At 46.1% G+C, this 8,360-nt stretch carries 5 protein-coding genes; 2 read left to right on the top strand and 3 right to left on the bottom strand.

What is annotated here, in order from left to right:
- Nucleotides 1-983, top strand: a 983-nt coding sequence (locus I3257_RS12165) for an aminotransferase class I/II-fold pyridoxal phosphate-dependent enzyme (RefSeq protein WP_238049919.1), incomplete at its 5' end; no start/stop codon positions are given.
- A gap of 2 nt (nt 984-985) precedes the next feature.
- On the opposite strand, the gene I3257_RS12160 is transcribed toward I3257_RS12165, so the two are convergent.
- From I3257_RS12160 to I3257_RS12150, 3 genes are all read right to left on the bottom strand, one after another.
- A complete protein-coding gene (locus tag I3257_RS12160; RefSeq protein WP_238049918.1) occupies nt 986-2,560 on the bottom strand; it encodes an FGGY-family carbohydrate kinase in 1,575 nt (524 codons plus the stop codon).
- 39 nt (nt 2,561-2,599) lie between these two features.
- Nucleotides 2,600-4,267: a glycerol-3-phosphate dehydrogenase/oxidase gene (locus I3257_RS12155; RefSeq protein WP_238049917.1), complete on the bottom strand. Its 1,668-nt coding sequence runs from the start codon at nt 4,265-4,267 to the stop codon at nt 2,600-2,602.
- A gap of 80 nt (nt 4,268-4,347) precedes the next feature.
- Nucleotides 4,348-6,123, bottom strand: coding sequence for an FAD-binding oxidoreductase (locus I3257_RS12150; RefSeq protein ID WP_238049916.1), 1,776 nt, complete (start codon nt 6,121-6,123; stop codon nt 4,348-4,350).
- Between the two features lie 616 nt (nt 6,124-6,739).
- Here I3257_RS12150 and guaA point away from each other — a divergent pair.
- A complete protein-coding gene (gene guaA, locus I3257_RS12145; RefSeq protein WP_238049915.1) occupies nt 6,740-8,344 on the top strand; it encodes a glutamine-hydrolyzing GMP synthase in 1,605 nt (534 codons plus the stop codon).
- Nucleotides 8,345-8,360: the final 16 nt, after the last annotated feature.

Below are 8,360 nucleotides of genomic sequence, written 5' to 3'. Positions count from 1 at the left end.
CGTTGTATCAAGCGATTATCGACTGGCATGGCAGTCGTTATGACTTGTGGCTGGAGCAGCAGGATATCCTGTTTTCTCCGGGTGTCGTGCCAAGTTTGGTGCTGATGATGAAAGTATTTACCGAGGTAGGGGATGCGGTATTCATCAATGACCCTATTTATACGCCCTTTATGACCAAGGTGTTGGACAACGATCGTAAGCTGGTGACTTCTGCATTAAAGGAGAATGAGGGGCGATACTATCTGGATTTAGCTGATATAGAAGCTAAAATTATCAAGCATAAAGTTAAGCTATATTTATTCTGCAATCCGCATAATCCGGGCGGACGTGTATGGACAGCGGATGAGCTTGAAGCGCTGCTTTTAATCTGCAAAAAGCACGATGTGGCGATTGTGAGTGATGAGATTCATCAAGATTTAACCTTGAAAGGGCATACATTTACGCCTTTTTTAACCCTAGCAACAGGCTATGAGCACAAGGTGGTGAGCGTAACCTCGATGACCAAAACCTTTAATATTGCTGGCATCAAAGGTTCAATGATATTTGCTAAAGATAGCACATTACTCACCAAAATTAACCAGCAGCAACGCTTAAGTGACGAGCATGAGCTGAATTTATTTGCTTATACGGTAATGCGCAGGGCTTATGAAGAGGGTGGTGAGTGGTTGGCGCAGGCGCTGACTTATATAGAAGCTAATATTGAATTAACCTTGCAATTCTTAGAAGATCATTTACCTAAAATTAAGGTGATGCGTCCAGAAGCTTCGTATTTGATTTGGCTAGATTGCTCGGCATATACGCAAGACGATCAAATGCTCTATGACGTGCTTAGAGAGGCTAAAGTTGAGCTTAGCGCAGGCATTAAGTACGGTAATGAAGGGCATCTTAAAATGCGCCTTAATGTAGCGTGCCCTAAAGCGCTGCTGATAGAAGGGCTAACTCGTATGCATACTGCATTAAATAGCGATGCTTTTAAACAGTAATATCATTTAGCAGGATAACCAGTAATGTCCTGAATGCTTTGGTATAAAGGTTTTAAGCGCTCATATATTTTGAGATAAACCTCATTATAAAGGCGTTTGTAGAGCTGAACATTGGCGTCAATAGGTAAGAACTCATCGCCCAAATGGGTCATCGCCTCGCTTGCGGTTGCGTGATCAGCATAAACGCCAAGCCCTACTGCACAATTAATAGCCGCGCCTAAGCCTGAGGTTTCATAAGTATGCGGCCGGTATGCAGGCATACCAAAGATATCAGCCGTAAGCTGCATGGCTGAGTCACTTTGAGATCCGCCACCAGACACACGCAAGTGTTTGATGGGTTTGCCTGTACGCTTCTCAATGGTATCGAAGCCAAGCTTAAGCTCGTAAGCGAGCCCTTCTAATATAGCGCGATAAACGTGCGCTCGTGTATGCACATCACCAAAGCCAATAAGCGCACCTTTGCCCTCAAGTCCCGGATGACGAACACCGGGCGACCAGTATGGCTGCATCATTAATCCCATACAGCCTGCTGGAATGTCTTTTACCGCTTGATCGAGGAGTTTTTCGGTATCGATACCTTGCGTCTTCGCAAGCTGCTCTTCATAGTGGGCAAACTGCTCCTTAAACCAGCTGACCATCCAAAAGCCGCGATAAATCATGTACTCATGATTGTAGTATTTGGGCGCGGCGGCAGTATAGGCGGGCATGTGCTTGAGTATCTCGACATAATTACTCGAGGTGGTATTAATCGTCGCGGTGGTGCCAAAGCTTAAGCAGGCGGTGTCTGCGGCGAGACCCGCAGAGCCCAATGCTTCGCAAGCTTTATCACTGGCGGCAGCGATCATTGGCGTACCTTCTAAAATACCAGTAGCGGCAGCAGCTTTAGCGCTTATAGAACCGAGTGGTTGACCGGGTGCAACTAACTTAGGCATTTGGTCGGGTCGACAGCTAAATAGTCGCCATTTGAGATTATTTGGCTTAAACCAAGCTTGCGCCTTGTAATCGTACGGCAGATAGCCAAGGGCATGACCAGTGGAGTCAGCTAATTCACCTGTCAACTGATAGGTCAAGTACGCTGATAAATTGATATAATAGGCTGTTTTTGCCCACATTTCTGGCTCATGATGCGCAAGCCAATTACAGCGAGCTTTTTGCTGAGCTTCATTGACCAGCTCGCCTATACCGATGACTTTGGTGAGTGGATTGAGCAAGCCTATGTCATTGGCTTCACCTCTGCGCAAATCCATCCACACAATGGCAGGACGTAGTGGCTGTTTGTCTTTATCCAAACATATCATGGTATAGCGCTGGGTGGCGAGGCTAACGCCAGCGATTTGCTCGGGCGTAATATCGCAGCTTTGCCACAATTGCTGACAGGCTTCGCTTAATTTTTGCCAATAATAATCAGCATGTTGCTCTGCAAAATTTGGCTGCGTTGAAAAATACGGCTCGATAGGGACGCGGGCTTTGGCAATCTCGGTTCCAAATTGGTCAAAGATAAGTGCCCTGACGCTTTGGGTGCCATTGTCTATGGCTAAGAAGTAAATAGGAGTATCAAGGTTATGGGTCACAGTCATCCTTAACTATGTAGTGATAAGCAATAATAAAAATAAGCTTTAAGCCGCAGGCAGATGATAGTAGCGTTGCCATAATTGTGTATAACGGTCAACTTCTCGCTGCCATTTTTGCTCATCCCAGCCCAGCTCTTGCTGGCATATTTGTTTGAGCCTATCGCTAATTAATGGCGTCATTGCGCCATGTGACAGTATCAATCCTAGGCGCGTGCGTCGCAGTAACAAATCGTCCAAGTGAATGACTTGCTCGAAACGTACGGCAAAGCGAATCTCTGCCCAGATAGTATTGCTATCGGTCACATAAGCCAAGTCATCATCATGTGCTAACTCTAATAAGGTATCAAGCTGTAGACCGTAAAACCCTTGTAAGCGTTGTTGTAGAGCTTTTGGTAAGGTGGTAAATTTAGGGTTAGTAGGGGTTTGATTGCTAAAGACTTGGCTGCTATATGAGACATTATTTTGAGTAGCCGACTCATCAAGTTCGAGCACCTTTTGACAAACCTTTAGCACATCAAGGGTGATTAGGCGAAAGGTGGTTAATTTGCCGCCACTAACAGTGACTAAATTATTATCCAACCAAACGCTATGGTCGCGTTTTTCTTTACTCGGGCTGACGCGCTTACCATCACCGCCATCAGAAATCAGTGGACGCACGCCTGCCCATGAGCTGATGACATCCTTGCGGCTAATGTCTACATTATCAAAGAGATTATTGGTCGCTGCCAATAGGTAATCCACCTCTTCATTAGTGATACCGACTTCGTTATCGTCTAATGGCGGATGATCCAAATCGGTGGTACCAAGGACGGTACGGTTTGCCCATGGGAAAACAAAGACGGCTCTTTTATCAACAGGATGCAAAAAGGTATAGGCTTGTTTGATTGGTAGGCGCTCTTGACTGACCACCAAATGACTGCCACGAGATGGACGAATTTGCTTGTGAAAGCTTTGCTCAGTTTGTTTGCTAGCTTGCATCCGTAAGGTATCCGCCCAAGCGCCAGTCGCGCTGACCACGACTTTGGCATAAACGTCGTAATTTTGACCGTTGTCTTCAGAAGAAGTATCTTTTAGAGTAGCACCCGTCACCAAGCCTTGCTCATTGGTGATTAATGACTCAGCTTTAAGGTAGTTAATCGCCTGCGCGCCGTCATTAATTGCCTCATTAAGTACGCGCATCACCAGCCGTGAGTCATCGGTCACTGCATCACTAAACTGACTGGCGCCCAAAAATTTTTCTTGCTTGATGTGCGGATTAAGCTGTAAAAAAGCGTCTTTTTTAAAGTATTTAGAGTAGCGCTTGCCCGCGAGCCCATCGTAGACACGTAGCAAGGTATTGAATATCCATGGCGGTGGAAACTTGCCTTTATAATGTGGCATGACGTAATGCATCTCGTTGACGAGACCACTCGCTTCACTGAGCATGCGCTCACGTTCACGGACACTCAGCAAGGTGGTTTTATAGTCACCTGAGGCAATGTAGCGCAGCCCGCCATGTACCATTTTGCTAGAGCGGCTGGACGTGCCCCAAGCGAAGTCTTTTTGCTCAATTAATAACACCGCTAAGCCGCGCCTTGCTGCCTCGCGAGCAATTCCAGCACCAGTAATACCGCCACCGATGATGAGCATATCCCAAGGTTCCTCTTGAGACGAGCGCCGAGATAAAGGCGCTAATGCTTGCTGGCGTTGCTGATGTTGATTGGCTTGGTTCATAAACGACTCATCTCAAATGATACTCAAATTAATCAGCGACTTAACCTGTTTAAGCCAACTAGTGACGCTAAGACGACCTTTTACTCTTTAATTAAAACACCTGGATTCATACGCTGCTCAGGGTCCAAACTTTTAAGCATATCACTGGTCACTTGGATACCTAGCTTCCCTTTTTCAGCCGCTAGATAAGGCGCATGATCACGGCCAACGCCATGCTGATGCGATATCGTCGCTGTGCCATTGGCCAAACTTGAACTGGCGGCATGTTTGATTTTTTGCCAGCGGCTTAAGGTGCTGGCGTGATCTTTTGCGGCTCTAAAGAAGTAGGTAGTATAAAGGCTAGCACCTTGCTTATAGACGTGCGAGATATGGGTAAAGGCCATGACGTTTTCACCTTCATCTGCCAAGGAAGTCTGAACGGCTTGTTGCATCTGCTGCATCTGCTCGTCGATATGATTCCAGTTGGTGGCGGTCTCAAAGGTATCGACCATGATGCCTTTTTCCCACAGTGTTCCGCGCAAATAAGGGAATTTAAAGCGTCCATGCGCCCAGACACTGCCCATGATATCGGTTATTTTGCCCGTGACACTGCCTTGCTGTTTTAATAGCTTATTAAACTGCGTCAGTGCCAATTTATTCTGTGCTTTATCCCCTGAGACGCCATAAGTGAGCATGACTTTTTTTGAGCTCAGTCCACGTGCTTTTAGATAAGTGCTAATCGCCATAAACTGGCTGGGCGTCGTGCCCAAATGTAGATGCGCGTCAGTCTCGACCGCATTACTCAGGCGCAGCATAGATAAGCGAATATTCTTTTGCACGGCTTGTCTAAGCACTTCTTTACCCGCTTCCCAATTGGGTAAAAAGGCGACTTTAAATCGCTCTTCTTCTGGTTGCGACTGCACCCGCATTTTGACTTCGGTAAAGATACCAGCGCGACCTTCGGTGCCCATCATCATCTCGCGTAGGTCAGGCCCTGCCGCTGACGCTGGAATATCCGCAATATTGAGTACCCCTTTTGGGGTCACCAACGTACCACCGGCAAACATCTGCTCGATGCGCCCGTAGCCTAACGACTGCTGACCACTAGAACGCGCTGCAATCCAGCCGCCCAGTGTCGATAGCTCCCAAGACTGAGGATAATGTCCCAAGCGGTAGCCGTGTGCGTCCAGTTGTGCTTCGACTGCTGGCCCTTGTGTACCTGCGCCAAAAGTAGCAATTTGGCTCTCACTGTCTAAGTCAATCAGCTGATCCATCTTGCTCATGGCGATGGTCACGACGGGGCGTGAACCCTTTTGCGGATTGATATGACCCGCGACTGAAGTGCCGCCACCGAAAGGAATGACGATGAGGTCGTGCTCGCTCGCTAGCTTTAATAAAGTTTCGACATCAGCGGTCGATTCAGGAAAAGCGACCCCATCAGGAAAGGCTTCAAAGTCCCCACCATGCATGGCTATCCAGTCTGGAAAGCTTTGACCACGGGCGTGTCTAAGTCTCACTTCGTTATCGATAGATACGGTATCAAGCTCAGTCATAGCAACAGGCAAGCGGGATTTGGGGACGGTTTTAAGTACTTGCTGTAAGCTCACTGATGATAGTTTTTTGGTTTTACCAATATGCGATTTGATCAGTTTCGCCCCATGCGCTGAGACTTTTTTATTAATATTGATATTGCCCCAGCCATTCCAGCGCGTTTGCTCGATTGGGGTATTTACCGTATGACCCTTTGAGGCGGCGTCTATACTGGTGTTACTGGTGTTACTGGTGTTATTGGAATTTTGGTTATCAGAATTGACTGAAATAGCTTTAGACGGGTCAGATTTAGGGCGTTTTCGGATAAGGGCTTTGATTTTTCTCATAGGGACATACCTGTCAATTTATTATGATTATCTGTGACTATAATAAGTAACTGTTTTCTGTACATTAGTCAACAACGATTGGTGTGCTGTTCCGACTTGCTAATTCTTTATTCCCCACCAAAACCATCAGTCTATGCGCTAAGTAGTGCCAAATAACGCCAATAAACCCTAATATATAAAAATACCAATGCGGTGAGACTAAGCTTGCGAAGATTTCAGATGAAGTCCATGTGTTGCCGAATAGTACAAGTTAATCATAGTCGACACTGATACAAACTTCTCTGTAAAATGCTATATAAAAAAGCATAATGGCTGCTTTGTAATAACACTTATTTGTAATAATGCTTGAACCAGAATTTAGGCGTTGCCTATAAAAGCATTAGGTCAATTAATCGCGTTTTTATTCTGTTGATTACTCTACAGTGCTTTATCATCGCTACCTAGATGTAGGAAAATATAGAAGAAATGCATTCATTAATGAAATAAAGTAGAGGTTTATACTGATGAGCTATAGATTTATATGCCAGTTAGCAGATTAGCGTATTTTTATAACCAATAGACTGCTCAAACTTGTTAAAATAGCGTACCAATTTATTTATTGATGGACACTTTGTTTATGACCACTGACGCCGCCACCCCTGCAATACCTACTATCAAGCAAGATCGTATCTTAATTCTCGATTTTGGCTCACAGTACAGCCAGCTTATCGCCCGCCGTGTCCGCGATTCAGGCGTATTCTGTGAGATGTTCCCGTTTGATATCGACACTCAGCGCATTATCGATTTTGGCGCAAAAGGCGTTATCTTATCTGGCGGTCCTGAGAGCGTCCACGCAGATGACAGCCCACGCATCAATGATGCCGTATTTGATCTAGGCGTACCCGTACTTGGTATCTGCTACGGTATGCAAGCGATGGCAGAGCGCTTCGGTGGCAAGGTCCATGCCAGTGATATCCATGAATTTGGTGCAGCTACTATCAACATCGATGGCGAATCTGCCCTGACCAATGGCATCGAAGATGCTGCTGGTAAGCTGAATGTGTGGATGAGTCATGGCGATAAAGTGATTGATGCGCCACAAGGCTTCGATATCGTCGCTAGCACGCCAAGCTGCCCGATTGCGATTATGGCTGATGATTCGCGCCATTATTATGGTTTGCAGTTCCATCCTGAAGTCACGCATACCGCACAAGGTTCTGCATTACTAGGACGTTTCGTCCATGAAATCTGTGGCTGCGCGGGTAGCTGGACGCCTGATAACATCATCGATATGCGTATTGAGCAACTGAAAAAGCAAGTCGGTGATAAGCAAGTATTGCTCGGTCTATCAGGTGGTGTGGACAGTTCAGTCGTCGCAGCATTATTGCATAAAGCCATTGGCGATCAATTAACCTGTGTGTTTGTCGATACTGGTCTTTTGCGTCTGCACGAAGGCGACCAAGTGATGCAAATCTTCGCAGAAAACATGGGCGTAAAAGTGATTCGTGTTGATGCTGAAGAGTTATTCTTGACGGCATTGGCTGGCGAGTCTGATCCTGAAGCTAAGCGTAAAATTATCGGTAAAACCTTCATCGATGTATTTGCCAATAGCGCCCGTGAAATCAGCGAGCAAAGCGATGGTAAAGTCATCGAATTCTTAGCGCAAGGCACGATTTATCCAGACGTGATTGAATCAGCGAAGTCGCATCAAGGTAAAGCGCACGTGATTAAGAGCCATCATAATGTTGGTGGTTTACCAGATGATTTGGCGTTTGAATTGGTTGAGCCGTTACGTGATTTGTTTAAAGATGAAGTCCGTAAATTGGGTATTACCCTTGGTTTACCAGCGAAGATGATTAACCGCCATCCGTTCCCAGGACCGGGGTTGGGCGTGCGTATCTTGGGCGAAGTGACCAAAGAATATGCTGATATTTTGCGTTCTGCTGATGCTATCTTTATGGAAGAGCTTGAGCGTTCAGGCTGGTATGAAAAGACTGCGCAAGCGTTTGCGGTATTCCAACCAATCAAATCGGTTGGTGTGGTCGGTGATGGTCGCCGTTATGCGTGGGTAATCGCGCTACGTGCTGTTGAAACCGTAGACTTTATGACTGCGCGCTTTGCCCATCTGCCGTATGATTTGATTGAGACGGTATCGAACCGTATTATGAATGAAATCGCTGAAGTATCACGTGTGACTTATGATGTGTCGAGCAAGCCACCTGCGACGATTGAGTGGGAATAAACTGTTTAAGTATTTT

Origin of the sequence: Psychrobacter sp. Ps7, from assembly GCF_022129225.1 — a bacterium.
Classification (GTDB): Bacteria; Pseudomonadota; Gammaproteobacteria; order Pseudomonadales; family Moraxellaceae; genus Psychrobacter; species Psychrobacter immobilis_A.
Note: the sequence above shows the minus strand (reverse complement) of the source record. Positions and strands in the feature narration are given on the sequence as shown.